Below are 24,222 nucleotides of genomic sequence, written 5' to 3'. Positions count from 1 at the left end.
GGCGGCCGGGCCCTTCTCACCCTCTCTCCCGAACAGGAGCACTCGATGGACACCCTCACGACCCCGCACGGCGGCGGCCAGCCGCTGCTGCACCAGAAGGGCGCCGAGACCCAGGCGTTCGGCACGCTCAAGCAGTTGCCGATCGGCCTCGGCCACGACACCCGCATGTACGCCTGCCAGCGGCTGAACCGCGTCCTCGCCGACACGCAGATCCTCCACTCCCTCTACAAGAAGCACCACTGGCTCATGCGCGGAGCGACCTTCTACTCGCTCCACCTGATGCTGGACAAGCACGCGGAGGCCCAACTGGCCATCGTGGACGCGCTGGCCGAGCGGGTCCAGAGCCTCGGCGGCGTCGCCGTCGGAGACCCGCGTCACGTCGCGGAGCTGACGTCGATCCCCCGGCCGCCCGACGGCGTCGAGCCGGTGCCCGTCATGCTGTCGCGGCTCCTCGACGCGCACGAGCGGATCCTGATCGACGCCCGGGACGCCGCCGCCCGGCTCTCCGGTGAGGGCGACGAGGGCAGCGCCGACCTGCTCGTCTCCGATGTCATCCGCACGGGCGAGGCGCAGGTGTGGTTCCTGGCCGAGCACCTCGTGGACACCCCTCTGGTGCGCGGCTGATGGACACGTACGACGTCGTCGTGGTCGGCGGCGGTCCGGCCGGCGAGGTCGTCGCCGACCGGATCGCCCGGTCGGGGCTGACCGCCGTCGTCGTCGAGGCCGAGGCGGTCGGCGGCGAGTGCTCCTACCGTGCCTGCGTGCCGAGCAAGGCCCTGCTGCGACCCGGCGCCGCGCGGGCGGAGGCACGCTCGGTCGACGGGGCCCGGCAGGCGGTCACGGCGGCACTCGACCCGGCGCGCGTCCTGGACCGCCGTGACCGTTTCACCGGGCGGGGCGACGACACCGGACAGGCCGACTGGCTCGACGGTGCGGGCATCGCGCTCGTGCGGGGGCACGGACGGCTCGCCGGTGAGCGCCGGGTGGAGGTGACGGGGGCCGACGGCACGGTCCGTACCCTGCGGGCCCGGCGCGCGGTCGTGGTGTGCACCGGCACGGAACCCGCCCTTCCGTCAGTCGAGGGGCTCGACCGGATCGGTGTGTGGACCAGCCGGCAGGCCACCACGGCCGACGTGGTGCCCGAGCGGCTCGTCGTCATCGGCGGGGGAGTGGTGGCGTGCGAGATGGCCACCGCGTGGCGCTCGCTCGGCTCCTCCGTCACCCTGCTGGTCCGCGACCAGGCCCTGCTGACCGGCTGGGAGCCGTGCGCCGGCGAAGAGGTCGCCCGGGGTCTGAGCGATCTGGGCGTCACGATCCGCTTCGGGGTGTCGGCCGTCCGGGTCGCCCGTGACGAGGACACCCGCGCGGTGACGGTGGACACCGACGACGGTACCGCCCTCGTGTGCGACGAGGTCCTGGCCGCCGTCGGCAGGCGCCCGCGGACCGCGGACCTCGGCCTGGACTCCGTCGGACTGGCGGCAGGCGACTGGCTCCCGGTCGACGACACCTGCCGCGTCACGGCAGCCGAGGGCGACTGGCTCCATGCCGTCGGCGACGTGAACCACCGTGCGCCGCTGACCCACATGGCCAAGTACCAGGCCCGCGCCTGCGCGGCGGCGATCGCCGAGCGAGCAGCGGGGCGCCCGGCCGCCACCGGAGGCCGGCAGCCGTGGAGCGCGGAAGCCGACCACGCCGCCGTCCCGCAGGCCGTGTTCACGCGCCCCGAGGTAGCGAGCGTCGGTCTCACGGAACGCGCTGCACGCGAAGCGGGTCTCGCGGTACGCGTGGTCGAGTACCGCATCGACGACGTCGCCGGTGCCGCGCTCCACGCGGACGACTACCGCGGCGTCGCCAGACTCGTCGTCGACGAGACCCGAGGAGTCGTCGTCGGCTGCACGCTCACCGGCCCGATGGCGACCGAACTCATCCACACGGCAACGGTCGCCATCGTGGGAGAAGTCCCGCTCGAACGCCTGTGGCACGCCGTCCCCGCGTTCCCGACGGTCAGCGAGATCTGGCTACGGCTCCTGGAGGCGTACGGCCTCTGAGGTGAGGTCCCGCCAGACCGAGGCACCCCCGCCCGCCCGAGCGCATCCGAATGTTTCACCATCCGAGAAGGAAATCCCCGTGCATCCCAAGAGGCGCACCCTCGCTTTCGCCCTGCCGGCCACGGTGGCCGCCCTGCTGGGCGCCGCGCCCGCCACATCCGCCGCACCCGCGACCGTCCCGGCCGCCGCCGACCGGCACGGTCCCAAGCCCACGATCGTCCTGGTCCACGGGGCGTTCGCCGACGCCTCCAGCTGGAGCGGCACGATCAGGCGGCTTCAGCGCGCCGGCTACCCCGTCCTGGCCCCCGCCAACCCGCTGCGCGGTCTCGCCGCGGACACCGCCTACCTGCGCAGCGTGTTGGCCGCCGTCGAGGGACCCGTCGTCCTGGTCGGCCACTCCTACGGCGGCGCCGTCATCAGTGGCGCCGCGCTGGGCGACATCCGGGTGAAGGCCCTCGTCTACATCGCTGCGTTCACCCCGGACAAGGGCGAGAGCGCGGCCGAGCTCGCCGCCAAGTTCCCCGGCTCCACCCTCGGCGATACCGTGAACCCGCGGTCGTACCCGCTGCCCGGCGGTGGCACCGGCACCGAACTCGTCATCGAACGGGCGCAATTCCACCGGCAGTTCGCCGCAGACGTCCCGGCCGCGGACGCGGCCGTCATGGCCGCGACCCAGCGCCCGGTCGCCACCGCCGCGCTGGAGGAGAAGGCCGGGGAAGCGGCCTGGAAGACGATCCCTTCCTGGGCGCTGATCGTCACCGCCGACAAGAACATCCCGCCGGCCGCCGAACGGTGGATGGCCCGGCGCGCCGGCTCGCACATCACCGAAGTGGACGCGTCGCACGCCGTGGCCGTCTCCCGCCCGGCCGTGGTCGCCGACGTGATCCTCGACGCCGTGGTGGCGACCCGCTGAGCCCCCGGCCCGAGCCCTCTCGTACATCCTCAGAAGGAGAACGCCATATGAAGAACCGTCCGATCCTCGAACCCGCCGCCCAGGCCTTCGCCGACGCCACTGCCCAGCCGCCGTACCTCTACGAAATCCCCGTCGCCGAAGGCCGTAAGGCCGTGGACGGTGTTCAGAGCGGCGAGGGCGTCCCCCTGCCCCAGGTCGACGAGGAGTGGATCACCGTCCACGGCGGCCCGACCGGCGACGTCCGCGTCCGGATCGTCCGCCCCCGCGGTGCCTCCGGCCCGCTTCCCGTCATCCTCTACATCCACGGCGCGGGCTGGGTCTTCGGCAACGCCCACACCCACGACCGGCTCGTCCGTGAACTCGCCGTCGGTACCCGGGCGGCCGTGGTCTTCCCCGAGTACGACCTCTCGCCCGAGGCGCGCTACCCCGTCGCGATCGAACAGAACTACAGCGTCGCCCAGTGGGTCGCCCGCGAGGGGTGCCACAAGGACCTCGACGGCACGCGGATCGCCGTCGCGGGCGACTCCGTGGGCGGCAACATGAGCGCCGCCCTCACCCTCATGGCCAAGGAGCGCGGCGACGTCACGCTCGTCCAGCAGGTCCTCTTCTACCCGGTCACGGACGCGAGCTTCGACACCGACTCGTACCACCGGTTCGGTGAGGGCTACTTCCTGCGCCGCGACGCCATGAAGTGGTTCTGGGACCAGTACACGACCGCCGGGGCCGAGCGGGCCCAGATCACCGCCTCCCCGCTGCGCGCCTCCACCGAGCAGCTCAGCGGCCTGCCGCCGGCCCTGGTGATCACCGCCGAGGCCGACGTCCTGCGCGACGAGGGCGAGGCGTACGCGGCGAAGCTCCGCGCCGCCGGCGTTCCCGTCACCGCCCTGCGCGTCCAGGGCGTCATCCACGACTTCGTGATGCTGAACGCACTGCGCGGGACGCAGGCCGCGGAGCTCGCCATCGGTCTCGCCACCGACACCCTGCGCAAGGCCCTCGCATGACCGGGCCGTCGACGAGCATGCCGGTGGCGGGTCTCGTCCCCGCCCCGCGTCGGGAACACGAGCACGCCGACCTCCTCGTCCGCAACGCCAGGGTGTTCACCGGTGACCCCGACCGCCCCGAGGCCCGTGCCGTCGCCCTCCGCGGCGGCCGGGTCGCAGCCCTCGGCGACGACCACGACCTCGCCCACCTCGTCGGGCCGGGAACGAAGGTCGTCGACGCCCTCGGCCGCCGGGTGATCCCCGGCCTCAACGACTCGCACCTGCATGTCATCCGGGGCGGCCTGAACTACGTCCTGGAGTTGCGCTGGGACGGTGTACGAAGCCTCCGGCACGCCCTCGCGATGCTGCGCGAGCAGGCAGGCCGCACCCCGAAGGGGCAGTGGATCCGGGTGGTGGGCGGCTGGACCGCCGAGCAGTTCGCCGAGCGCAGGATGCCGACCATTGCGGAGCTGAACGCCGCCGCCCCCGACACCCCGGTCTTCGTCCTGCACCTGTACCAGTCGGCGCTGATGAACCGGGCCGCGGTGCAGGCAGCCGGATTCACCCGCGACACCCCGGATCCCCGCGGCGGGCAGATCGTCCGCGGCCGGGACGGCGAACCCAATGGCGTGCTCCTCGCGGCGCCGAGCGCCCTCATCCTGTACTCGACCCTGGCCAAGGCGCCGGCCCTCGACGAGGCCGACAAGCGGACGTCGACGCGCCACTTCCTGCGCGAGCTGAACCGCTTCGGACTGACCTCCGCGGTCGACGCCGCCGGCGGGTTCCAGAACTTCCCCGACAACTACGCGACGGTCGCCGACCTCGCCGGGTCGGGGGAGCTGACCCTCCGGATCGCCTACCACCTGTTCCCGCAGACGGCCGGGCAGGAGCTCGCCGACCTGAAGCGCTGGACCGGGATGGTCAGGCCCGGGGACGGGGACGAGTGGCTCCGCCTCAACGGCGCGGGAGAGAATCTGACCTGGGCCGCCGCCGACTTCGAGAACTTCTCCGAGCCCCGGCCCGAGCTTGCCGCGGGGTACGAGACCGAATTCGAGAGCGCCGTCCGGCTTCTCCTCGAGAACGGCTGGGGCTTCCGGCTCCACGCGACCTACGACGAGACGATCCGCCGCGACCTGGCCGTCTTCGAGAAGCTTGCGGCCGAAGGGCTCTTCCCCGGCGGCAACCGCTGGCTCTTCGACCACGCGGAGACGGTCTCGGCCGACAGCCTCGACCGGATCGCCGCCCTCGGCGGAGCCGTCTCGGTCCAGAACCGGATGTCCTTCCAGGGCGCCGCGTTCCTGGATCGCTACGGCGCCGGGGCCGCTGCCCACACCCCGCCGGTCCGAGCCATGCTCGACCGGGGCCTGACCGTCGCCGCAGGAACCGACGCCACACGCGTCTCCTCGTACAACCCGTGGGTCGCCCTCCATTGGCTGGTCACCGGGCGCACCGTCGGCGGCACGGCCCTTTACCCGGCCGGGAACCTGATCGACCGGGAGACCGCCCTGGGCCTCTACACCCGGGGCGGAGCGCAGCTCACCGGCGAGCAGGACGTCAAGGGAACCCTGAGAGAGGGGACTTACGGCGACCTCGCGATCCTCTCCGACGACTTCCTCACCGTGCCCGAGGACGTCATTCCGGACATCGAGTCCGTCCTCACTGTCGTCGGCGGCCGGATCGTCTACGCGAGCGCCGAGTACGAGGGGCTCGACGAGGCCATCGGGCCGGTGACCCCCGAGTGGAGCCCGGTGGCCCGCTTCGGCGGGTACCAGAGCGGTGCCCGCCAGGCATCGGCCGTGGCCGAGGCCGTCACCGAGTCCGAGCAGCACCGCCGCTGGCGCGTCGCACGCGGCTCCGTTCCCGATGCGACGCCGTCCTTCGTCGATCCCTGCTTCGATCACTGAAAGAGAGATCCACCCGATGTCCGCAGCCTCCCCCGCCGCCGACGGCGGCGACACGTCGGCACCCCTGCCGGACGTTCCCCCGGGACGCCGTTTCGAGCCGGACCTCCGGTCGATGACACGGATCAACCTGCGCCCCATCGCCTCACCCATGCCGCTCGGCTTCTTCACGATAGCCATCGCCTCCGTGATGACGGGCTGCCTGCAGCTCGGGATCTTCGACGAGGCGGCCCGCAGCGCCGTCGCCTTCACCGTACTGCCGGCCTTCGCCCTGCAACTCCTGGTGAGTGTCCTGGCCTTCGGAGCCCGTGACGTGATTGCGGCGACGCTGATGGCGGTGTTCGCCGGCAGCTGGCTGCCCTATTCGCTCATCATGCTCAGCGGCGCGGCCGACGGCCTTCAGGTCCTCGGCGTGTTCAACCTGGCGCTCCTCTGCTTCGGGGCCCTGATGACCGCCGTGACCCGGCCCAAGCGCGCGCTGTGGTTCGTCCTCGCGGTCTCCCTGCCCCGCTGGGCGGCCACCGGCCTCGCCGGCATCACCGGCGCCGAATGGCTGACGCGCACGTCCGGCGCGCTCGGCCTCGTGGTGGCGCTCGTCGCGATGTACACGGCGTTCGCCCTGATGCTTGAGGACATGCGCAGCGAGCAGGTCCTGCCCATCGGCCGCAGCGGTCCCGCCCACCTCGCCGTGGAAGGCGACCTGTCCGTCCAACTCCGCAACCTGGAACGCCAGGCAGGCGTACGCCGCACGCTCTGAGCGCGCCCACCCACCCCCGTCACACGACGACCGCACAGGAGCGCCCATGGAACCGCAGGTGACGGACCGGCCCGAGAAGTCCCGGTATGAGATCCTCGCCGGCGACGACCGCACCGAGACCGCCGGCTTCGCCGAATACCACCTCTCGGAGGGCGAGATCGCCTTCATCCACACCGAGATCGACGGCCGGTTCGCCGGCCGGGGCCTGGGCGGGCTGCTCGCCCGCGGGGTCCTCGACGACGCCCGGGCCCGAGGGCTGTGCGTCCTGCCGTACTGCCCCTTCATCCGGGGCTGGATCGGCAAGCACCCCGAGTACACCGACCTGGTGCCCGAGGCGAGGCGCGCCCGCTTCGGCCTGTGAGGCACCACACGAACACCACACATCCGCCTCCCGTCTCCCGCATCCCCTGCCCCATCCCCCCTCATGCACTGAGGAGTTACCCCATGCCCCGACACGCCCGCCCCACCGTCGTCCTGGTCCACGGCGCCTTCGCCGACGCCTCCAGCTTCGCCCGCGTCATCCCCGAACTTGCCGCCGCCGGCATGGAAGTGGTGGCCCCGGCCGTGCCCAACCGCGGCCTCGTCGACGACGCCGCGTACATCGCTTCGGTGATCCGCGCCGTCGAAGGCCCCGTGATCCTGGTCGGGCACTCCTACGGCGGCGCCGTCATCACCCTCGCAGGCACGGAGGACAACGTCCGCGCACTGGTGTACCTCGCGGGATACGCATTGGAGGAGGGCGAGAGCCTGGGCGAGCTGCAGGGCCGCTTCCCCGACTCCGGTCTCGCCGACGCGCTCGTCCACACCCCGTTCCCGGTGGCCGGCTCCACCGAGACCGGCACCGACGTCTCGGTGGAGATCGAGAAGTTTCCCGCCCTCTTCGCGGCGGACGTCGACCCCGACATCGCAGCGGTGCTCGCCGTCTCCCAGCGCCCCCTGGCGGCACGGGCCTTCTCGGAGGCGGCACCCGTCGCGGCGTGGAAGACCAAGCCCTCGTGGGGCCTGGTCGCCTCCTCCGACCGCACGATCAACCCCGATGTGGAGCGCTACGGGTACGAGCGCGCCGGCATGACCACCGTCGAGGTCGACTCCTCCCATCTGGTCATGCTCGCCCAGCCCAAGGCCGTGGCGGAGCTGATCCGGGACGCGGCCCGCGCCACCGCCCACTGACCCGATCGTTCAGGATCGAACGATTAGTCGATGATGTTCGAGCGCTGGTAGCTTCTGATCGCCCCCGAGGACCCCTTCGGCGGTGATCGGAGAAGATACGCCCATGAGGTTCGGCGCGAGGCTCGCGCTCGCCGTCATCGCCCTCGCCGCCCTTGCCACCGCCTGTGGTGTTCCGCAGGACGGTGCTTCGCAGCCGCACGCCGCGGCGGACTGTGGGCCGTACGCCAGGTACGGCAAGCACCCCGGCGCCAAGGTCACCGTCTACGCGGAGAACCGGGACCGGGAGGCCGACCTGTTCGAAGAGACCTGGGCGGACTTCGCGCACTGCACGGGAATCGACGTCCAGTACGAGGGGGACGGGGGGTTCGAGGCCCAGATCCAGCTCCGGGTCGACGGCGGGAATGCCCCGGATGTGGCGTTCTTCCCTCAGCCCGGGCTGCTGGAACGCTTTGCGCGGGCGGGGAAGCTCAAGCCCGCGAGCGCCGGGGTCGTGGCCCTCGCGAAGCAGGGCTGGTCGGCTGACTGGAACAGTTACGCGACCGTGAACGGCACCCTCTACGGCACTCCGTTGGTCGCGAACGTGAAGTCGTTCGTCTGGTACTCGCCGAAGTTCTTCCGCGACAGGGGACTGAGCGTTCCCCGCACGTGGTCCGAGCTGATGGCCGTGACGGAGAAGGCCGCGGCGTCGGGCGTCAAGCCGTGGTGCGCGGGCATCGAGTCCGCCGAGGCGACCGGATGGCCCGTGACGGACTGGATCGAGGACGTCCTGCTGCGTCAGCAGGGCACGGACGTCTACGACCAGTGGGTCGCCCACGAGATCCCGTTCAACGACCCGCGGGTGATCAAGGCGATGGACACCGTAGGGTCCATCCTCAAGAACGACCGGTACGCCAACGGCGGTTTCGGCCAGGCCCGTTCGATGGCGTCGATCTCCTTCCAGGAGGCCGGCGCACCGATCCTCTCCGGGGACTGTGCGATGCACCGCCAGGCCTCGTTCTATGCCGACATGTGGCCGAAGGGCACCGAGATCGGACCGGACAAGGACGTCTACGCCTTCCTCCTGCCGGGGGACGACCCGGCCGGCCGCCCCGTACTGGGCGGCGGGGTGTTCACCGCGGCGTTCGCCGACCGTCCCGAAGTGCGGGCGTTCCAGGAGTATCTGGCCTCCGCGGACTTCGCGAACGCGCGTATGAAGAGGGGCCCGTTCGTCTCGGCGAACAGAGGCGTGGATCCGCAGAACGCCGCGACCCCGGTCGACAGGCTCTCGATCCAGCTGCTCCAGGACCCCAAAACACAGTTCAGGTTCGACGGTTCGGACCTGATGCCCGCGTCGGTCGGCGCCGGGACGTTCTGGAAGGGAGCCGTCGACTGGATCGGCGGCGCGAGCTCCCAGCAGGTCGCCGAGGCCATCGAACGGTCCTGGCCGAGCCACTGATGCCGTTCGACGCCGTCGCCCAGCAGCCCAAGCTGCTGTACCTGCTCCAGGGCGTCGCCGCCTTCGCCGCGGTGGTCTCCCTGATCCTGCTGGCGCTGCACCGGGGGCCGGTACGGAGGAGGGGCGCGGCCCTGATCCTGCTGGCCCCCGCGCTGCTGCTCCTCACGGTCGGTCTCCTCCTGCCCGGTCTGCGCACCCTGGTCCTGTCGTTCACCGACAGCGGGGGAGACGCGTGGGCCGGCTTCGACAACTACGTGTGGATGGTCACCGACCCCCGGGCGCTGGTGGCGCTGCGCAACACCCTGGCGTGGGTGGTGCTCGTGCCGTTGCTGTCAGCCCCGGTCGGTCTGCTCTACGCGGTGGCCGTCGCACGGTCGCGGTTCAGAGCGTTCGCGCTGTCCCTCGTCCTGATGCCGATGGCGATCTCCTCCGTCGGCGCGGGTGTCGTCTGGAAGTTCGTCTACGCCTACCGTCCCGCGGAGGCCGGGCAGATCGGGCTGCTGAACCAGCTCGTCGTCGCGTTCGGCGGCGAACCGAGGCAATGGCTCGTGGACTCTCCCTGGAACGTCTTGTTCCTCATAGTGGTGATGGTGTGGACGCAGGCGGGCTTCGCGGCCGCCCTGCTGGTCGGCGCGATCAGAGCCGTTCCCGGCGAGCTGACCGAGGCGGCCCGACTCGACGGCGCGTCCCCCCGGCAGATCTTCTGGCGGATCACCATGCCGTCGATCAGGCCCACGCTGCTCGTCGTTGTCCTCGCCCAGGCGATCGGCACCTTCAAGGCCTTCGACATCGTCAAGACCATGACCGGCGGACAGTTCGACACGGGCGTCGTCGCCCACGAGATGTACGACCAGGCCTTCCGCTACGGCGAGACGGGCCGCGGTGCGGCGCTCGCCGTGCTCCTCTTCGTCCTCGTCACCCCCTTCGTCGCCCACCAGGTCCGGGCACGGCGGAGGACAGGGTGAACGGCGTCCGGGAGCGTCTGGCCTCCCGCGCCTTCACGTCGATCGCCGTGGTGATCGCGGTCCTCTGGACGACACCGACCCTCGGTCTGCTGCTCTCCTCGTTCCGTCCCGAGGAGGAGATCAAGACGACGGGCTGGTGGACCGTGTTCGGTACGCCGCACCTCACGCTCGACAACTACGGCGAGGTGCTGTCCGGCGGCGGGAACGGGTCCGGGCGGCTCGCGGAGTACTTCGTCAACTCCGTCGTCATCACCGTTCCCTCGGTGCTGTTCCCGCTGGTGCTGGCGTTCTTCGCGGCGTATGCCCTGGCGTGGATCGACTTCAGGGGGCGGGACGCGCTCGTCGTCGGCATCTTCGCGCTCCAGGTCGTGCCGCTCCAGATGGCGCTCGTCCCCCTCCTGAAGCTGTTCTCCCGGGGCTGGCTGTTCCTGCCCGCGTGGCACCTCACCGGTCCCGCGCGTTTCGGCCAGGTCTGGTTCGCCCACACGGTCTTCGCGCTGCCGTTCGCGGTGTTCCTCCTGCACAACTTCCTGGCAGGGCTGCCCCGGGACCTGATCGAGGCCGCCCGCGTCGACGGCGCGTCACATGGGACGCTGCTGCTCCGGATCGTGCTGCCCCTGGCCCGCCCGGCCATGGTCTCCTTCGCCGTCATCCAGTTCATCTGGGTGTGGAACGACCTCCTCGTGGCACTGACCCTGTCGGGCGGAACGGCCGAGACCGCGCCGATGACGGTCCGACTGGCGAGCCTGGCCGGGACGTACGGCTACGAGTGGCAGCGGCTCACCGCAGGAGCCTTCGTGGCGGCGTTCGTCCCGCTGCTCGTCTTCTTCTCCCTCCGGCGGCACTTCGCGCGGGGACTGCTCGCCGGATCGGTCAAGGGATGACCCCCGAGCGGCCCGAGGGAGCAGGCATGGCGGTGCCCGGGAGCGCGGGGCTGAGCCGGCCCGGGCTGCGGGGCCGCGAAGCCGAGCTGGAGCGGCTGCGCGCCCTGGTCGAGGCGGTGCGCGACGGCGAGGGAGGAGCGATCGCGCTGCTCCTGGGCGAGCCCGGGATCGGGAAGACCGTACTGCTGCAGGAGACCGTCTCGATCGCGCGGGCTCACGGGTTCGTCGTCAGCCATGGACGCGCCGAGGAACTGCACGAGCTGGCACCGCTCGCCTCACTGGCCTCCGGCCTCCTGCACGGTGACCCGCCGCTGCTGTCCGGCACGGACTTCGCAGACCTCGCGGGCCATCACGACCAGCGCATCTGGCTCGTCGAACGACTGGCCCAGCTGATCGAGGAACGCTCGGCGGGCACGCCCGTACTGATCGCGGTCGACGACGTCCAATGGGCCGACCCGCTGAGCCGGTTCGCCCTGAGTGTCATGCCGGCACGGCTGCTCAGCTCCCCGGTCCTCTGGCTGCTCACGGGCAGGAACGACCCGGAACTGTACGGGCAGGGGCCGCGGCCGACGACCCTCCCCCTCCGGCCGCTGTCCGACACGGCCCTGACCGAACTGGGACGGGACGTCCTCGGCGGGGACGTGCCGACGAAGGTCGCGGAACTCCTCGACGGGGCGGGAGGCAACCCCTTCCTCGCGGCCGAGATGCTCACGGGCATCGCGGCGTCGGGCGCGGACGCGCCGGAGCCGCCGGAGCGGCTGGTCCTCGGTGTGCGCGACCGGCTGGCCGACCTCCGGCCGGACACCCTCCACTTCCTGCGGATCGGCTCGGTCCTCGGCCGCGCGTTCTCGCTCGCGGACGCCGCCGCCCTGTGCGGCCGGCCTGCCTCCGGACTCAGTGCCGAAGTGGACGAGGCGATCGCCGCCGCCCTCCTCCACGACGAAGGCGAACGCCTCCTGTTCCGCCACGACCTGCTCCGCCAGGCGGTGTACGCCGATCTCGCCCCTTCCGTACGCCGGGCGCTGCACCGGGAGGCCGCGAGCCGGCTCGTCGCGGCGGGCCGGAGCTCCACCGACGCGGTCCCGCATCTGCTGAAGAGCGCCGAACCCGGCGACCAGGAGGCGATCGGGCTGCTCGGCACGGCCGCCACGGACGTGAGCGCCGTGATGCCCGACCTCGCCGCCGACCTGGCCGTACGCGCCCTGGAACTCGTACCGCCCCATGCGCCCATGGTGTTCGACGTGGGAGAACGGGCCATCGTGGCGCTGACCCGCGCGGGCCGGTACACCCAGGCACGGGACACCGGCGACACGCTTCTCGCCCGGCAGCCGCCCCTGGACGTCTTCGCCCGTCTGCAGTCCGCACTCGGCGACACGCTGTGGCACCTCGACGACGTCCACGAGCTGACCCGCCGCTCGACGCCGGCACTGGCAGCCGTCACCGACCCGACGATCCGCGCCCGGCTCACCGCCCGGCAGGCCCTCGCCCGTTCCCGCGGGCGCGACCTCGGGGCCGCTCGCGAGACCGGCGAACGGGCGCTCGCCGAGGCGGAGCGGTCCGATGACCGGGAGGCCCGTGTCCTCGCGCTGTGGGGCCTCGGCGAGATCGCCCTCAACGCGGGCGACTGCGCCGCCGCCGTCGAACACCACACGGCGCTGAGCGTGTTCGACACGGCCTTCCTGCCCGAGGAGGCCGTCGCCCGGATCCACATGGACGACTTCGACACCGCACGGCGACTGCTGCGGACGGCGGGCGACGCTCCCCTGCGCCCCGCCATGCTGATCTGGGCCCAGGGAACCCTGAACATGGGGCTCGGCCGGCTCGACGACGCGGACGCCGACCTCGTCACCGCCGAGCGGCTCGAAGCGGACCTCCACGTGCCCGGCAACCTGGTCAACATCCGCGTCAACCGCGGCCTCCTCGCGATGCTGCGCGGCGACCGCGAAGCCGCGCGGGAGCACCTGGACGTCGTGCGGGCGGCCGTGGCCGAGCGGCCGAACACGGGCAACCACGCCACGCACCAGTACTTCGAGGCCGTCGTCGCCGACGCCGACGGCGACCACGCGGCAGCGGCCGAACTGGTCCGATCCGTGCAGCGTGACCATCCCTTCCTCCGATGGCGGCTCCTGCGCCCCCATGTCGTCCAGGCCGTGCGGATCGCCCTGCGAGGCGGGGACCGGAACCTGGCCGAGGACCTCGCGGCCCAGACCGTCGAACACGCCACCCGCAACCCCGGCGTGCCGACCGCCCAGGGGGCGGCCGCCCACGCGTCCGCCCTGGCGAACGCCGACCACGGACTCCTGGAGCGGTCGGTGCGCATCCTCCGCACCGGCCCCCGGCCGCTGCCCCTCGCCGCGGCATCCGCCGACCTCGGGCGCGCGCTCCTCACAGCAGGCGACCCCGCCGCGACACTCGCCCTGACCAGGGCCCACGACATCTACGCCCAAGCGGGGGCCGATGCCGAGGCCGACCGGGTCCGGGCCGATCTGGAACGGGCCACCAGCCGCTCCGGCCGGCGCACCGGAAGCCTCATGCCGCGCCCCGCCCAGGGCTGGGACGCGCTCACAGCCTCGGAACGCAAGGTGGCCCGGCTGATCGCCGCGGGCCACACCAACCGGTCCGCCGCGGAGGCCCTCGTCGTCTCCCCGCACACGGTCAACACCCATCTGGCGTCGATCTTCCGCAAGCTCTCGGTGCGCTCACGGGTCCACCTGGCCCGGATCGCGCTTGCGGAGGGCGACACCGCACCCGCCACCGGCGGCTGAGTGACCTCTGCGCCCCCGTGCCAGGTGTGGTGCGCGGTACGGCAACAGGAGGTGCGGGACCGGTCCTAGCGTGACGGGCATACCGCGCCGCTTCGACGCGCGGACCAGCCGACCTGGATCGAGGAAGCACCCCCATGCCGTACATCACCGTGGGCCAGGAGAACACCAACCCCATAGAGCTGCACTTCGAGGACCAGGGAGGCGGGCAGCCCGTCGTCCTCATCCACGGCTTCCCGCTCGACGGCCACTCCTGGGAACGCCAGAGCGCCGCGCTGCTCGACGCCGGCTACCGCGTGATCACGTACGACCGCCGCGGATTCGGGCAGTCCTCGCAGCCGACCACCGGCTACGACTACGACACCTTCGCGGCCGACCTGAACACCGTGATGGAGACCCTCGACCTGAAGGACGCCGTCCTGGTCGGTTTCTCCATGGGCACCGGCGAGGTCGCCCGCTACGTGTCCACGTACGGCTCCGGCCGTGTCGCCAAGGTCGCCTTCCTCGCCTCGCTCGAGCCCTGCCTGCTCAAGAGCGACGACAACCCGGACGGCGTCGCCCCGAAGGAGTTCTTCGACGGCGTCGTCGCCGCCGTCAAGGCCGACCGCTACGCCTACTACACGGCCTTCTTCAACGACTTCTACAACCTCGACGAGAACCTGGGCACCCGCATCAGCGAGGAGGCCGTCCGCAACAGCTGGAACACCGCGGCCCGCGGCGGCTCCTTCGCCGCGTCCGCCGCGCCGGCGACCTGGTACACCGACTTCCGCGCCGACATCCCCGCGGTCGACGTGCCGGCCCTGATCCTGCACGGCACCGCCGACCGCATCCTGCCGGCCGAGGGCACGGCGCGCCCGTTCCACAAGGCGCTCCCGTCGGCCGACTACGTCGAGATCGAGGGCGCCCCGCACGGTCTGCTGTGGACCCACGCCGAGGAGGTCAACACCGCCCTCCTCGCCTTCCTGGCGAAGTGACGTCGCACCGTTGACCCGCCGGGCGACGCCGGAGCCCCCGGCGTCACCCCGGCCCCCGGTTCCCCGGCGCGGGAACCGGACGAGCTCAGGAGAGCAGACGCCCCATGCAGTTCGGTATCTTCACCGTCGGGGACGTGACCCCCGACCCCACCAATGGCCGTACTCCGACCGAACGCGAGCGCATCAAGGCGATGGTCGCCATCGCGCTCAAGGCCGAGGAGGTCGGCCTGGACGTCTTCGCGACCGGCGAGCACCACAACCCGCCGTTCGTACCGTCGTCGCCGACCACCATGCTCGGCTACATCGCCGCCCGCACCGAGAAGCTGATCCTGTCCACCTCCACGACGCTGATCACCACGAACGACCCGGTGAAGATCGCCGAGGACTACGCGATGCTCCAGCACCTGGCGGACGGCCGGGTCGACCTCATGCTGGGGCGCGGCAACACCGGTCCGGTCTACCCGTGGTTCGGCCAGGACATCCGCCAGGGCATCAACCTCGCCAAGGAGAACTACGCGCTGCTGCGCCGGCTGTGGCGCGAGGACGTCGTGGACTGGGAGGGCACGTTCCGGACGCCGCTCCAGGCCTTCACCTCGACACCGCGGCCCCTGGACGGCGTCCCGCCCTTCGTCTGGCACGGCTCCATCAGGTCCCCCGAGATCGCAGAGCAGGCCGCCTTCTACGGCGACGGCTTCTTCCACAACAACATCTTCTGGCCGGCCGACCACACCAGGCGCATGGTGCAGCTCTACCGGCGCCGGTTCGCGCACCACGGCCACGGCCGGCCGGAGGACGCCGTCGTCGGCCTGGGCGGACAGGTCTTCATGCGCAAGAACTCCCAGGACGCCGTACGGGAGTTCCGGCCCTACTTCGACAACGCGCCGGTGTACGGCCACGGCCCGTCGCTTGAGGACTTCACCGAGCAGACCCCGCTGACGGTGGGCTCTCCCCAGCAGGTCATCGAGCGGACCCTGTCGTTCCGGGAAGCCGTCGGCGACTACCAGCGCCAGCTGTTCCTGATGGACCACGCGGGCCTGCCCGTGAAGACCGTCCTTGAACAGCTCGACATCCTCGGCGAAGAGGTCGTGCCCGTGCTGCGGAGGGAATTCGCCAAGGGGCGTCCGGCCGACGTGCCGAAGGCCCCCACGCACGCGTCCCTTCGAGACGCCCGGGAGGTGTCCGCCGCATGAGGCTGACCGTCGTCTCCGCGGGGCTGAGCACCCCCTCATCCACCCGCCTGCTCGCGGACCGGCTGGCCGAGGCTGCCCGCGACGAACTCGCCGCCCGGGGGCAGGCGCCGTCGACCGAGGTCGTGGAGCTGCGGGAACTGGCCGGCGACATCGCCAACCACCTCGTGACCGGCTTTCCGCCGCCGCGACTGAGCGCCGCGATCGACGCGGTGACGGCGGCTGACGGCCTGATCGTGGTGACTCCCGTGTTCGCGGCTTCCTACAGCGGTCTCTTCAAGTCCTTCTTCGACGTGATCGATCCGGACGCCCTCTCCGGGAAGCCGGTCGTGATCGCGGCGACGGGCGGTACCGCCCGCCACTCCCTGGTCCTTGAGCACGCCGTGCGCCCGCTCTTCGCCTATCTCCGCGCCGTCGTCGTCCCCACCGCCGTGTTCGCGGCCTCCGAGGACTGGGGCTCGGGGGGAGACGAGTACACCGACGGCCTGCCCGGCCGCGTCCGCCGGGCGGGCGCCGAGCTCGCCGCGCTCATGGCGGCGCGCCCGGTCGGTGAAGAGCCCGACGACGACGTCACCGTCCTCGAACGGCAACTCGCCGACCTGCGCTTCGACTGAGAGGGGCCCCTGGGCCGGGCGAGGGCGAGGCGGTTCACATGGTTCATACTGTTGCGCCGTATGAGCGTGAACCGAGTGACGACAAGGACCACGCCCGAGGAGACCGACGGTGTACGGACACCCCTCCGGGGCAGGGACGCCGAAATGGCGTTCATCGAGGAGCGGCTCGACGCGCTCGGCCGGGGCGAAGGCGGGATCGTCCGCGTCGAGGGCCCCGCCGGCATGGGCAGGTCCCGGATCCTCGCCGAGGCCGCGGAGGCCGCGAGGCGGCGGGGGACGAGGGTGTTCGAGGGGGCGGCGGACCCCGACGAACAGTTCGTGCCGCTCGGCCCGCTCCTCGACGGTCTGCTCTCCACCGAGGAGTCGCTGTCGGGCGCCGTCCGTCTCAGGGATCTCGCCACGACGCCCGGCCAGCGCTTCTGGCTGCTCCAGGAACTGGGGGACCGCTTGCGCGAGGCGGCTCGAAACGGCCCCCTGCTCGTCGTCCTCGACGACCTCCAGTGGTGCGATGACCTGACCCTTCTCACCTTCAACACCCTCGCGGCCGGACTCTCGTCGCACGCCATCCTGTGGCTGGTCGCCGTGCGCGGTGGCAGCGTGCCGTCGGGAGTGCGCACGACCCTGGACCGGATCCGGCAAGCAGGCGCACACGAGGTGGCGCTGGGAGCGCTGGACGACCGGGCGACCACACGGATCACCGAGGACGTCCTCGGCGCCGCTCCCGACCCGGACGTCCTCTGCATCGCCCGCCGCGCCGAAGGAGTCCCGCAGCTGCTGGTCGAGCTGCTCGGCTCGCTGCGGCAGGCAGTGACGCTCGAGAACGGCACGGCCAGGCTGTCGGCCGGACCCCCCGCCCCACGGGAACTCCCCTCTGTCGTGCGCCGCCTCGACCAGCTGTCCGGCGAGGCACGGGAGCTGGTGCAGACGGCGGCCGCCGTGGGCGGCCCGGTCACCGTCGCGCTGCTGGCCGAACTGCTCAGCAGGTCCTCGGCGGCGCTCATCACAGCCGTGCGGGAATCCCTCGACGCCGATCTGCTGGCCGAGAGCGGCGAGCACCTCGCTTTCCGCCACGACCTGATCCGCGAGGCGGTGGAGGCAGGCCTCCCCCTCTCCCTGCGCCAGGCCCTGAGCCGTCAGGCCGCCGGGCTGCCACCCGGGAGAGCACCGGCAGATGCGACGGAGGCCGTGGGCGCGGCGCCGGGAGACGCGGCGGAGGCCGACCGGCAGCGCACCGAAGCGGCGGAACTCGCCGGCACCGCTCCCGGAACCGCCGCGGAACGCAGCCTCAAAGCCTTGGAGCTCACCGCGGCGGACGCTCCGGAGCGTCCGCGGGTCGTCGCCGAGACGATCCCGCTGCTCTGGCAGACGGGCCGGGCCGCCCAGGCGCGTGAACTGGGAGCCACCGCCCTGGCGGCCGACGGTCTCGGACCCGAGGACGAGGCGCTCATACGCCTGGCCCTGGCACGCCTCGCCGTGCAGTTCGACTTCTCCGAGGCGGTCCGGCAGGCCCGAGCCGGGGCGGCACTGCCCGGGATCTCCCTGACCGCGAGGGGGCGACTGCTCGCCATGCTCGCCGTCGGCCTGTCGGTGTCGGGCGAACACGCGGCGGCCGAGCAGGTCGCCGCGCAGGCGTGGGACACCGCGGCGGCAGCGGGGGACCGCACCGCCGAGGCCACGCTGACGACGGTCCGCTCGGCGGTGAGCTTCCACCGCATGGACCTGGCCGAGGCATTCCGGCAGGCCGAGCGGTCCGCCGCGCTGGCCGACGCCCTGGGCGTCAGCACCTCGCTGTGGGTGCCGGAGGCCTTGTGGCACGCCCTCCTGTCCAACACCACCGGACGCACCGCGGAGGCGCTCGCCCTCGCGGAGGAGGGCATCCGGATCACCGGGGAGCAGGGCCGGACGGCCGCCACCCGCATGTGGCTCATGACCCGCACCCGCATCCTTCTGGAAACCGGACGGCTGTCGGACGCCCGGGCCGACGCCGAAGCCGCGTCCCCGGCGACCGACGAACCCGGCCCGGGAAACCTCGCCGACGTCACGCTCCGGTACGTGATGCTGCGCGTCGCCCTCCACACCGGCGACCGGCAGACCGCGGAGGCGTACGCGGCGGAGGCGAGGCGCATGCGGACCGACGACGCACCCGTCGTCCGGCACTTCGGCACCTGGATGCTGGCGCTGATGGCCGACTACGAAGGCCGGCCCGACCGCGCCATGGCCGAACTCGACGCGGTGATGACGTCGCCCGCCGCGGACCGGCCCGCCTACTCCGGCCTGATCGACCCGGCCGACGCCCCGGTGCTCGTCCGCCTGGCGCTGCGCGCGGGCAGGCACGAACGGGCCGTGCAGGCGGTCGCCATGGCCGAGAAGCGAGCCGCGCTCAATCCCGACCTCCCGTTCCTCGCCGCCACCGCCGCGCACGCCCGGGGGCTCCTCGACAACGACCTCTCCCCTCTCGTACGCGCCGTCCGGCTGTACGAGGACTGCCCTCGGATACTGGCCCGGGCGTCGGCACTGGAGGACGCCGGACGCAAGCTGGCGACCACCCGCAAGCCGGAAGCGGTCCCGTACTTCGAAACGGCCCTCGCGCTCTATGTGCGGGCGGGCGCCGTGAGGGACGTCGCTCGGGTGCGTCGGCGCCTGCGGGCCGCCGGTGTCCGCCGCAGGCCCTCGACGGCCGGACTCTGTGACGCATGGCCCGAGTTGACGGCCGCGGAGCTACGGGTGGTCCGGCTCGTGGCCCAGGGGCTGACCAACCAGCAGGCGGCCGAGTACCTCTCCCTCTCACCGCACACGGTGAGCTCGCACCTGCGCCGGGCCTTCACCAAGCTGGACGTCACCTCGCGCGCCGAGCTGACCCGGTTGGTGAAGCATCGCGACGACGGAGAGTAATCGATCCGCATCACACGCGGGCGTCGTGGCAATGGACGATTCATGCGATGTGCCGACGCCGTCGTCTCCTCAGACTGATCAAGAACCGCGGACTGCAGAAGTCCGCGGGGGCAGTTGATCGAGAGAGGAACAGCGCATGACCGCAAGGCTCCAGCGAGCCCGCCCGGGCAGCCCCGAGCTCCAGGCGCTAGTCGACGAGCTTGCCGACCGGCTCGGCCGGTCCGTCGCCGTCGACGACCCGCTGGTCCGCATGGTCTGCACGAGCCGCCACTTCGGTGACGAGGACCCGGTGCGCATCGGCACCCTGTTGCAGGGCCGCGCCGACAAGGCGGCCATCCGCTACGTCCTCGACCAAGGCGTGACCCGGTGGTCGAGGCCCGGGTTCATCGACGGCCGTGACGATCTCGGACTGCTGCCCCGGTACGTCGTGCCGCTGCGCGAGCGCGGACATCTCCTCGGGCTGCTCGTGGTGGTCGTGCCCGAGAAGACGCTGGAGGAGGAGGACGTCGCCGCCATCGACCGGGCGGCGGACGCCATGTCGGCCCAGATGTACGGAGAGCACGTCGCCGCCGACACCCGGAAGACCGACGAACGGGACCTGGCCCTCGCGCTCGTCGGCGCCGACGTCGCCGCACGCACCACCGCGGTTCGCCGCGGCAGGGAACTCGGGCTGCTCGGGGCGGCGGAGCACGTCCTGGTCACTGTCGTCCAGCTGAGCTGCGGAACGGAGCTCGTCCGGCAGTCCGAAGCAGCCCTGTGGGCGGCGCTGGAAGGATTCCGGCAGACGCGCTCCGCCCAGGGCCTCATCGCGATCGGCAAGGAGCGGGCCATGCTGCTCCAGCTCCGAGACCGGGCGCCCGGTCCGGACGAGATCGCCGCCCAGTGCGCCCGTGTCCTCGATGAACTCGACACCTTCCTGGATCCGTCGGCGGCCCCCGTGATCGGCGTCGGCGGCCGGTACCCCCACCCGGACGACGCCTGGAGGTCGTACGAGCAGGCGCTCGTGGCGGCGCGCGCGGCACGCCGACTGCCCACCCTGAAGAGCATCGGTGACTGGGAGCTGCTCGGTGAACTCGCCGTACTGCTCCAGCTCCCCGAGCACGTCCTGAACGCCTCCCTGGTCCCGAAGCCGCTCCGCACCCTGAGCGAGGCTCATGGCGGAGACCGCCTGCGGGACACCCTGCGCTGCTTCCTCGGACACGCGGGGTCGATTCCCAGGACCGCGGACACTCTGGGAATCCACCGCACTTCGCTCTACTACCGCCTGCGCCAGATACAGGAGTTGACCGGACTCGACCTCGACGACGGCGCCCACCGGCTCACCCTGCACCTCGGCCTCAGGATCGAGGAACTCCTTGCTCCGCGCGCCGGCGGTGCCCTGTGACCCCGGACTCGTTTCGACAGAACGAGGAGGATCCACGGCCCGATTCCTACAGCTCGCGGTGGTGCGGGCGGCCGACCCGATTCGATGATGTCCGGGATGGACGGGGCGGATGTACCACCTCTGACCAGGGAAGAGGTCATGAAAGAACTGATCACGACGGATGGTGCGAGGCTCGCGTACCAGGACACCGGCGGCGAGGGAGTCCCGTTGGTGATGCTCCACGGCTGGGGCCAGACGCAGGCCATGTTCCGCCACCAGGTCGAGGGTCTTGGGCTTGGCCGTCGCGTCGTCACCGTCGACCTCCGCGGCCACGGGAAGTCCGGCACACCGCGTCACGGCCACCGCATCGCCCGGCTCTCCCGCGACGTGCTCGAACTCGTCGACCGTCTCGGACTCGACCGTTTCGACGCACTGGGCTGTTCCATGGGCGTCTCGGTGTGGTGGAGTTTCATCGACCAGTACGGGACCGGACGGATCCGGCGCTTCGTCGCCGTCGACCAGCCCGCGGCCGTCGCCGCCGTGCCGTGGATGACCGAGAGGGAACAGCGGGACTCCGGCGCCATCTTCGACGTGTCGGGCCTGCTGTACCTGGGCGCGGCCCTCGCGGGTCCCGAGGGCGACACGGTCCGCGCCGACTTCGTGCGCGGCATGTTCTCCGGCGAACCCGACCCCGAGGTGCTGGCGTTCGTCGCCGAGGAGATCAGGTCGACACCCGCCTGCGCGGGCGTACCGCTGCTGTTCGACCACTGCGCACAGGACTGGCGCGACGTGCTTCCCCGGATCGATGTGCCGACCCTGGTGATCGGCTGTGAGGGAAGCCATGTGCACCCCGATTCGCAGCGCTTCGTCGCCGAGCGGATTCCCGGCGCACGCCTGCACGTCTTCGCCTCCGACGTGGCGAGCTCGCACTTCCCCTTCCTGGAGAACCCGCCGGCCTTCAACGCCGTGGTGGAGGAGTTCCTGGCCGAGGAGCCGGTGAGAGGGGCGTGAACCCGCCCTCCGACCTGCACGAACCCACGGCTAGGAATCACCATGACCCTCACACTGATGTCACGCGCGTCCGAACGGGTGCCCCGGCAGGCGACTGCTCCGACCTCGCCCTCCTCACGTTCGGGATGGCTGGTCCAGATGCTCTCCGAGATGCCGGACACGAAGGACCGGAACCACGTCTACCTCGGCGTCCACGTCCGTGGGCCCGTCACCGTCGTCCACGAGCGTGCCACGACCCTGCTGGAGCCGAACGACCTGGTCTTCTGCGACCCGGCCCGACAGCACCTGCTGCGGTTCGGCGGCGACTGTCGGATGATCTTCTTCCGTGTGCCCCGCTGTTTTCTGGGCCTCTCGGAGTCGGGACTGAACCAGGTGCTCGGCGTACCCGTGCGCGGCGGGGAAGGGGTGGGGTCGCTGGTGTCCGGCTTCCTGACCGCCCTCGCCGCCCAGGCGGAGTTCCGCCGGTCCACGATCGGGGACCGGCGTGCCCGGACGGCTGTACGTCTCCTCTCCCTCCTGGTCATGGAGCTCCTCGAAGCGGACACGACGGACGAGGTCGACGACGCGTCCGGGACGGCCAACGAGATGCTGTCCCGGATTCGCGCCTACATCGAAGAACATCTGATGGACCCGGACCTCTCACCGGAGTCGATCGCACGCGCCCACCACATCTCCGTCCGGTACCTGCAGAAGCTCTTCCAGAACGACGGCAGCACCGTGAGCCAATGGGTGCGGGAACGCAGGCTCGATTTCTGCCGACTCGAACTGGGCCGCTCCAACCGGAGAACCACCATGGCCGCGCTGGCCCACCGCTGGGGCTTCAGCAGCCCCTCGCACTTCAGCCGCACCTTCCGCGGGGCCTATGGCATGAGCCCCAGCGAATGGCAGGCGCGGGCGACCTCAGCCTTCGCGCCGACGACTGCCGACGTCGAGGACGAATGAAGGCGCTGAGCCGCGCACGTACAAGGGGAGCCACTTCTACGGCCCTACCGAGAGTGACAGTCGCACGGACCTCTCCCAGGTTTCCGGTCTGCCCCCGGACCGTCGCGACGACGCCCCCACGTGGCCCGACATCGAGAAGGGAACTCACATGACCAACCCCACCGTCGTCCTCGTGCACGGTGCATTTGCCGACGCGACAGGCTGGATAGGCGTCATCGCGGAACTACGCAGCTGCGGTATCCCGGTGATCGCTCCGTCGAACCCGCTGCGGGGGCTGACGTCGGACGCCGCCTACCTCACCTCCGTCCTCGCGCAGCTCGACGGCCCGGCCGTACTCGTCGGCCACGACTACGGCGGTGCACTGATCACTGTGGCCGGCACCGCGGAGAACGTCGTCGCGCTGGTCTACGTCGCCGCCTACGTGCCCCACGAGGGTGAGAGCCTGGGCCGGCTGCAGGCGAGCTTTCCCGAATCCCCCCTGACGGGCAAGCTGAAGGAGTGGACGTACCCGCTCCTCGACGGTGACTCGGCGGTCGAGGTCACCATCGAGGTGACGGCCTTTCCCTCCGTCTTCGCGGCGGACGTGCCCGAGGACGTCGCCGGCGTCCTGGCAACGGCCCAACGCCCCCTCGCCGCAGCCGCCTTAACCGAGACCGCGTCCGCGGCGGCGTGGCGGACCACACCGTCCTGGGCCCTGGTGGCCGGGGCGGACCGCACGATCGGCCCCGAGGTCCAGCGCTTCGGCGCCGCACGGGCCGGCGCCGTCGTCGTCGAACTTCCGGACGCCTCCCACGCCGTCGCCCTCTCCGAGCCCACGCGGGTCGCCGACCTGATCAGGGACGCGGTACGGGCGACGAGCTGACCGACCGACCTCCGCAACGACAGGAGCGGGACCGGGCCAGTCGGGGTACCACCCACGCTCGGCCCGGGCCCGGACAGTGGGCGTCGCGGGCGGCGACGAGCCAATCGTGGACCTCGCGGTCGCGTTGCAGGGCCTTGGCCGGCCCTCGCTGTCCAGGACGAGCGCGCCACTCACGCGGCCGCCCCGGCGTCGGAGGCAGTGCCGCCGGCGAGCTTGGCCGGATCGGCGCGGCATGAGTGGGACCGATCGCTCCTAGAGCCAGTCCCGTCGCTTGAAGATGACGTACAGGCTCGTGCAGACGACCGCCATCAGGAGGATCGCGAAGGGGTAGCCGGCCACCCAGTGGAGTTCCGGCATGACCTCGAAGTTCATGCCGTAGATCGTGCCCACCAGGGTGGGGGCGAAGAGGATGGCGGCCCAGGAGGAGATCTTCTTGAAGTCGTCACCCTCACACCGCTGACCTGCGCAAACCGGCTGGAGAGGCGCCCTGACCTGCGGCGATCCGTTTTTCCGGCCCTTTCGCCGTACTGCCCATTGATGCGGCCGATCCTCCCCAGCCGCT

General features: G+C 71.6%; 20 protein-coding genes and 1 pseudogene. 20 read left to right on the top strand and 1 reads right to left on the bottom strand.

Translation table 11 applies throughout. The features are described 5' to 3' along the window. Nucleotides 1-45: 45 nt before the first annotated feature. The 20 genes from ABZW32_RS13275 to ABZW32_RS13180 all read left to right on the top strand — a co-directional run bounded on the left by ABZW32_RS13275 (nt 46) and on the right by ABZW32_RS13180 (nt 23,660). Entirely contained in the window at nt 46-624 is a 579-nt protein-coding gene (locus ABZW32_RS13275) for a DNA starvation/stationary phase protection protein (protein ID WP_356214931.1), read from the top strand. Continuing rightward, the gene (locus ABZW32_RS13270) at nt 624-2,048 is read left to right on the top strand and encodes an NAD(P)/FAD-dependent oxidoreductase (RefSeq protein WP_356214930.1); all 1,425 of its coding nucleotides are present in this window, start codon (nt 624-626) and stop codon (nt 2,046-2,048) included. Before ABZW32_RS13275 ends, ABZW32_RS13270 begins: the two co-directional genes overlap by 1 nt. Nucleotides 2,049-2,127: 79 nt before the next feature. Next, nucleotides 2,128-2,961, top strand: coding sequence for an alpha/beta hydrolase (locus tag ABZW32_RS13265; RefSeq protein WP_356214928.1), 834 nt, complete (start codon nt 2,128-2,130; stop codon nt 2,959-2,961). Between the two features lie 47 nt (nt 2,962-3,008). Further along, entirely contained in the window at nt 3,009-3,962 is a 954-nt protein-coding gene (locus ABZW32_RS13260; RefSeq protein ID WP_356214926.1) for an alpha/beta hydrolase, read from the top strand. Beyond that, entirely contained in the window at nt 3,959-5,845 is a 1,887-nt protein-coding gene (locus ABZW32_RS13255) for an amidohydrolase (RefSeq protein WP_356214924.1), read from the top strand. The genes ABZW32_RS13260 and ABZW32_RS13255 overlap by 4 nt, the downstream gene beginning before the upstream one ends. 16 nt (nt 5,846-5,861) lie before the next feature. Beyond that, nucleotides 5,862-6,599 carry a GPR1/FUN34/YaaH family transporter gene (locus tag ABZW32_RS13250; RefSeq protein WP_356214922.1) on the top strand — a complete coding sequence of 246 codons (738 nt, stop codon included), beginning with the start codon at nt 5,862-5,864 and terminating at the stop codon, nt 6,597-6,599. Between the two features lie 46 nt (nt 6,600-6,645). Beyond that, nucleotides 6,646-6,960 carry a GNAT family N-acetyltransferase gene (locus tag ABZW32_RS13245; RefSeq protein ID WP_356214921.1) on the top strand — a complete coding sequence of 105 codons (315 nt, stop codon included), beginning with the start codon at nt 6,646-6,648 and terminating at the stop codon, nt 6,958-6,960. Nucleotides 6,961-7,043: 83 nt separating this feature from the next. Next, the gene (locus tag ABZW32_RS13240) at nt 7,044-7,769 is read left to right on the top strand and encodes an alpha/beta hydrolase (RefSeq protein WP_356214919.1); all 726 of its coding nucleotides are present in this window, start codon (nt 7,044-7,046) and stop codon (nt 7,767-7,769) included. Nucleotides 7,770-7,872: 103 nt separating this feature from the next. Beyond that, entirely contained in the window at nt 7,873-9,204 is a 1,332-nt protein-coding gene (locus ABZW32_RS13235) for an extracellular solute-binding protein (protein ID WP_356214917.1), read from the top strand. Next, complete coding sequence (locus tag ABZW32_RS13230) at nt 9,204-10,169, top strand: sugar ABC transporter permease (protein WP_356214915.1); 966 nt, start codon at nt 9,204-9,206, stop codon at nt 10,167-10,169. The genes ABZW32_RS13235 and ABZW32_RS13230 overlap by 1 nt, the downstream gene beginning before the upstream one ends. Continuing rightward, on the top strand, nt 10,166-11,053 hold the full coding sequence (locus tag ABZW32_RS13225) for a carbohydrate ABC transporter permease (RefSeq protein ID WP_356214913.1): 888 nt from the start codon (nt 10,166-10,168) through the stop codon (nt 11,051-11,053). Before ABZW32_RS13230 ends, ABZW32_RS13225 begins: the two co-directional genes overlap by 4 nt. Then, nucleotides 11,050-13,818: an AAA family ATPase gene (locus ABZW32_RS13220; RefSeq protein ID WP_356214911.1), complete on the top strand. Its 2,769-nt coding sequence runs from the start codon at nt 11,050-11,052 to the stop codon at nt 13,816-13,818. The genes ABZW32_RS13225 and ABZW32_RS13220 overlap by 4 nt, the downstream gene beginning before the upstream one ends. A gap of 134 nt (nt 13,819-13,952) precedes the next feature. After that, on the top strand, nt 13,953-14,789 hold the full coding sequence (locus ABZW32_RS13215) for an alpha/beta hydrolase (RefSeq protein WP_356214909.1): 837 nt from the start codon (nt 13,953-13,955) through the stop codon (nt 14,787-14,789). A 104-nt stretch (nt 14,790-14,893) separates the two neighbouring features. After that, nucleotides 14,894-15,979 (top strand): LLM class flavin-dependent oxidoreductase, encoded by a 1,086-nt coding sequence (locus tag ABZW32_RS13210; protein WP_356214907.1) that lies wholly within the window; start codon nt 14,894-14,896, stop codon nt 15,977-15,979. Continuing rightward, entirely contained in the window at nt 15,976-16,590 is a 615-nt protein-coding gene (locus ABZW32_RS13205) for an FMN reductase (RefSeq protein WP_356214905.1), read from the top strand. The genes ABZW32_RS13210 and ABZW32_RS13205 overlap by 4 nt, the downstream gene beginning before the upstream one ends. 60 nt (nt 16,591-16,650) lie before the next feature. Continuing rightward, complete coding sequence (locus ABZW32_RS13200) at nt 16,651-19,482, top strand: AAA family ATPase (protein WP_356214903.1); 2,832 nt, start codon at nt 16,651-16,653, stop codon at nt 19,480-19,482. Nucleotides 19,483-19,618: 136 nt separating this feature from the next. Beyond that, nucleotides 19,619-20,866: a helix-turn-helix domain-containing protein gene (locus ABZW32_RS13195; protein WP_356214902.1), complete on the top strand. Its 1,248-nt coding sequence runs from the start codon at nt 19,619-19,621 to the stop codon at nt 20,864-20,866. A 138-nt stretch (nt 20,867-21,004) separates the two neighbouring features. Beyond that, a complete protein-coding gene (locus ABZW32_RS13190) occupies nt 21,005-21,856 on the top strand; it encodes an alpha/beta hydrolase (protein ID WP_356214900.1) in 852 nt (283 codons plus the stop codon). A gap of 42 nt (nt 21,857-21,898) precedes the next feature. After that, nucleotides 21,899-22,798, top strand: a complete 900-nt coding sequence (locus ABZW32_RS13185) for a helix-turn-helix domain-containing protein (protein ID WP_356214898.1) — start codon at nt 21,899-21,901, stop codon at nt 22,796-22,798. Nucleotides 22,799-22,946: 148 nt separating this feature from the next. Continuing rightward, on the top strand, nt 22,947-23,660 hold the full coding sequence (locus tag ABZW32_RS13180; RefSeq protein WP_356214896.1) for an alpha/beta hydrolase: 714 nt from the start codon (nt 22,947-22,949) through the stop codon (nt 23,658-23,660). 252 nt (nt 23,661-23,912) lie between these two features. Here the strand turns inward: ABZW32_RS13180 and ABZW32_RS13175 are convergent. Further along, nucleotides 23,913-24,104, bottom strand: a pseudogene (locus ABZW32_RS13175) (CorA family divalent cation transporter); the annotation flags it as partial. Between the last annotated feature and the right edge of the window lie 118 nt (nt 24,105-24,222).

It is taken from the genome of Streptomyces sp. NPDC004667 (assembly GCF_040609475.1).
Taxonomy (GTDB): Bacteria; Actinomycetota; Actinomycetes; order Streptomycetales; family Streptomycetaceae; genus Streptomyces.
Note: the sequence above shows the minus strand (reverse complement) of the source record. Positions and strands in the feature narration are given on the sequence as shown.

Excerpts from the sequence above, each read along its gene's own strand:
- ABZW32_RS13275 (WP_356214931.1), top strand. The coding sequence starts at position 46 with ATGGACACCCTCACGACCCCGCACGGCGGCGGCCAGCCGCTGCTGCAC.
- ABZW32_RS13270 (WP_356214930.1), top strand. The coding sequence starts at position 624 with ATGGACACGTACGACGTCGTCGTGGTCGGCGGCGGTCCGGCCGGCGAG.
- ABZW32_RS13260 (WP_356214926.1), top strand. The coding sequence starts at position 3,009 with ATGAAGAACCGTCCGATCCTCGAACCCGCCGCCCAGGCCTTCGCCGAC.
- ABZW32_RS13255 (WP_356214924.1), top strand. The coding sequence starts at position 3,959 with ATGACCGGGCCGTCGACGAGCATGCCGGTGGCGGGTCTCGTCCCCGCC.
- ABZW32_RS13250 (WP_356214922.1), top strand. The coding sequence starts at position 5,862 with ATGTCCGCAGCCTCCCCCGCCGCCGACGGCGGCGACACGTCGGCACCC.
- ABZW32_RS13245 (WP_356214921.1), top strand. The coding sequence starts at position 6,646 with ATGGAACCGCAGGTGACGGACCGGCCCGAGAAGTCCCGGTATGAGATC.
- ABZW32_RS13240 (WP_356214919.1), top strand. The coding sequence starts at position 7,044 with ATGCCCCGACACGCCCGCCCCACCGTCGTCCTGGTCCACGGCGCCTTC.
- ABZW32_RS13235 (WP_356214917.1), top strand. The coding sequence starts at position 7,873 with ATGAGGTTCGGCGCGAGGCTCGCGCTCGCCGTCATCGCCCTCGCCGCC.
- ABZW32_RS13230 (WP_356214915.1), top strand. The coding sequence starts at position 9,204 with ATGCCGTTCGACGCCGTCGCCCAGCAGCCCAAGCTGCTGTACCTGCTC.
- ABZW32_RS13220 (WP_356214911.1), top strand. The coding sequence starts at position 11,050 with ATGACCCCCGAGCGGCCCGAGGGAGCAGGCATGGCGGTGCCCGGGAGC.
- ABZW32_RS13215 (WP_356214909.1), top strand. The coding sequence starts at position 13,953 with ATGCCGTACATCACCGTGGGCCAGGAGAACACCAACCCCATAGAGCTG.
- ABZW32_RS13210 (WP_356214907.1), top strand. The coding sequence starts at position 14,894 with ATGCAGTTCGGTATCTTCACCGTCGGGGACGTGACCCCCGACCCCACC.
- ABZW32_RS13205 (WP_356214905.1), top strand. The coding sequence starts at position 15,976 with ATGAGGCTGACCGTCGTCTCCGCGGGGCTGAGCACCCCCTCATCCACC.
- ABZW32_RS13200 (WP_356214903.1), top strand. The coding sequence starts at position 16,651 with ATGAGCGTGAACCGAGTGACGACAAGGACCACGCCCGAGGAGACCGAC.
- ABZW32_RS13195 (WP_356214902.1), top strand. The coding sequence starts at position 19,619 with ATGACCGCAAGGCTCCAGCGAGCCCGCCCGGGCAGCCCCGAGCTCCAG.
- ABZW32_RS13190 (WP_356214900.1), top strand. The coding sequence starts at position 21,005 with ATGAAAGAACTGATCACGACGGATGGTGCGAGGCTCGCGTACCAGGAC.
- ABZW32_RS13185 (WP_356214898.1), top strand. The coding sequence starts at position 21,899 with ATGACCCTCACACTGATGTCACGCGCGTCCGAACGGGTGCCCCGGCAG.
- ABZW32_RS13180 (WP_356214896.1), top strand. The coding sequence starts at position 22,947 with ATGACCAACCCCACCGTCGTCCTCGTGCACGGTGCATTTGCCGACGCG.